Source organism: Enterococcus sp. 6D12_DIV0197, assembly GCF_002174385.1.
Lineage (GTDB): Bacteria > Bacillota > Bacilli > Lactobacillales > Enterococcaceae > Enterococcus_D > Enterococcus_D casseliflavus.
In genome coordinates this window covers 1,042,010-1,044,799 of the sequence record NZ_NIBN01000001.1, presented here as the reverse complement: position 1 = coordinate 1,044,799, position 2,790 = coordinate 1,042,010, and the positions used below count along the sequence as shown (strand labels likewise).

The following is a 2,790-nucleotide window of genomic DNA, read 5'->3' as shown; positions in this document are numbered from 1 at the left end:
TTCAAGATACTTATTATTTAACCAAAAACATTGTTTCACCATTCTATCTCCATTTGGTAATTCATCTGAATCTCTATGAAGAATACCGTTACCGAAAACTTGTCCATTTATTTCATAAACAGATTTGCTAGCATGAGGACGTAGATGGAAAATCTTAGTATCTTTTGCTTTTGGTAAATTATTTAGAACTCTATTCCCTTTTGGTATAAGCTCTACCCCTTCTTTGACTACTTTTTGGTTAGCTAACCATTCTTCTTTTCCAATTCCTTCTAAATCTGTCATAGGCATATTCCAAAACATTGCTTTATCTAATTTGTATTCCGTACCGTCATGTCGATACACAACGAATAAGAATCTTTTCTCACTAAAGTATTGATATATTTCAGACTCTTCCCACTTTTCTAAAGCAAACTCTTTAAATTTAATTGCAGGAAATGACATACTCTCTCTGATTTTTCCATTGGCTTTGGATCTATGTCAATAAAGTGGACACTTTTTTTGAGAGTTATTTTGAAACTAATCCACTCTCGAGTTATTTCATAGTTTCAGAAAATAGTCAAACCCAGACCATTTGACCATTTTCTGAAACTATGAAGAGGAAAGCTCGTGGATTTGTTCTCAAAAAAATGTGTACGGATAGATTACATGTGAGTACGAGCCTGGTCTTCTGCTTGTTGAGGAGTCAAATACCGGATTGCTCCATGAATTCGTTTACGATTGTACCAGCCTTCAATATATTGAAAAAGCGCAAGGCGTGCTTCCTCAAAAGAATAATAGACCCACTGGTAGATCTCTTCTTTTTTCAAGATTGCATGAAAAGATTCAATACCAGAATTGTCATACGGGGTTCCCTTACGACTATAAGAATGCACGATTTTACGTTCTTGAAACGCTGCTTCAAATTCTTTGCTCGTGTATTGAGAGCCAAGATCTGTTTGGATAATCAAGTCTTCTTTCGGTTGTTGGTTCTTAATTGCTGAATCCAAAGCGTTTAAGACAATGTCTGTCGCCATTTGTTTGGCATACGTATACCCGATGATTTTCTTTGAATGAAGGTCAATGACAGAAGCTAGATAAGTCCAGCCATCTTTTGTAGTAGCGATATATGTGATATCTGCGGCCCATTTTTGATTGATGGTCGTTGTAGAGAAATCTTGATTCAAAAGATTGGTACGTTCAATAATCGGCTTTTTCGAAGTGTGACTAGGACGATATTTTTTGACCGTGATTGAATGAATACCTAAAAAGTTCATTCGTTTTTGAACCCGCTTGATGGATAAGGAAAAGCCTTGTACTAACAAGCAATGATGAATTTTCCATGCGCCATAACGTTGTTTACTTTCGGTGTAGATTTCCATGATTGCTTGATCGATTCGCTCATTTTCCTGTTGGCGTTTACTCGGTTCATGATGTAATTCTTTATAGTAGCTGCTTGGTGTCACTTGCATTACACGCAGAAGCATTCGGATGGGATAGCTGTTTCTTAGATTTTTGATAAAGAGAATCTTATTGTGTAAGTTTACTTCGTGAATATAGCCATTGCTTTTTTTAGAATTTCGTTCTCCTGACGCAGACGGATCATTTCTTTTTCCATCTGTTTGATTTGAGCTGGGGTTGTCGAACTGCCTGAGATTGGACTATTGTTTTTCTTCCATTTATAAATTGTTTGTTCTGCAATGCCATATTCACGGGAAATTTCGGCAACTGATTTGCCAGTTGCCACAAGCTGAAGTATTAACTCTTTCTTTTCTTGACTGTATTTTTTTGCCATATCTGAACACCCTTTCGAAAGTATTATAATACTCTCCAAAAATGTGTCCACTAAATCATACTAGCACCAGCCATAAAAGCTTTTAAAGGATAATATTTCCGCCAGATTTAGGACAAATCGCTACTGTATTCTTTTCGTCTTCTTTTTTCTATTTGCTTGGTACGTTTTAAAATTCAGTTTCTCAACGTCTGATGGCACATTCTCAATTAAATGAATAATAAGCTTTACTTTGTATATCACCTAATTTTTCAAACGCTGCAATGCTTACGACTTGTTTTGTCGAGGAACGATCACATAATGTTCTTGAACCTTACTAACGTCTACATAACGTTTTCTAGGTTGATCTTGTATGATTGATTGATCCAAAGAGAGAAAATCAGCATACCTGGCATTGTTGCTTTTCAAATAATTCTTAGTTCATACAAATTAGTGCCTAATTTTTTTACCCATTTTAAACGTTATGCTATAACATGAAATTCGTCTCTTTAATTTACTGGTATTCAGAAAAAAAGTCGTCAATGCAAGTTACGATATAATCATTCAAATCATTAGCTGGTGTCAGAGTCTGAATTCCCATGTAACATCGTTCACCAGTAGAATAACTTTCTTCTACACTACCTAAATGTATAATGATAGCATTGGTTTCAGATATAATATCAACGATTTTATCATATTCATCCTCAGGGTTTCTAGATTCAACAGTTACTTCAAACGATATTAAATTATTATATTTAGGATCTATATTAATTGTAGTAGTGGCATTCTCATCCATTTTTGATATCTCAAATCGTAACAAGTTTACTATTGATTCTTCCACAGTTACATTATATACAGCATATCCAAAATAATTTATTGACATTAATGACATTACATACTCTCCTTTTTATTGGCTTATTGTAATTCAGTAACTGTTCTATTGTTTACTATAAATAACGAATACCATAAATACATTCTTCATGTATAAATGATAAAATTTTTAATTCATCACTAGATTGGTTGCTATTATAATACATAGATAG

At 34.0% G+C, this 2,790-nt stretch carries 2 protein-coding genes and 1 pseudogene; all 3 read right to left on the bottom strand.

Translation table 11 applies throughout. The features are described from left to right. Positions 1-441: pseudogene (locus A5867_RS17905) on the bottom strand (hypothetical protein); the annotation flags it as partial. A gap of 200 nt (positions 442-641) precedes the next feature. Beyond that, positions 642-1,771, bottom strand: a protein-coding gene (locus A5867_RS05025; protein WP_087627008.1) for an IS3 family transposase whose coding sequence is annotated in 2 segments (ribosomal slippage) — positions 642-1,540 and positions 1,540-1,771 — 1,131 coding nt in all. Because the reading frame shifts where the segments join, the coding sequence is not laid out codon by codon here. Positions 1,772-2,261: 490 nt separating this feature from the next. Next, on the bottom strand, positions 2,262-2,639 hold the full coding sequence (locus tag A5867_RS05020) for a hypothetical protein (protein ID WP_087627007.1): 378 nt from the start codon (positions 2,637-2,639) through the stop codon (positions 2,262-2,264). Positions 2,640-2,790: the final 151 nt, after the last annotated feature.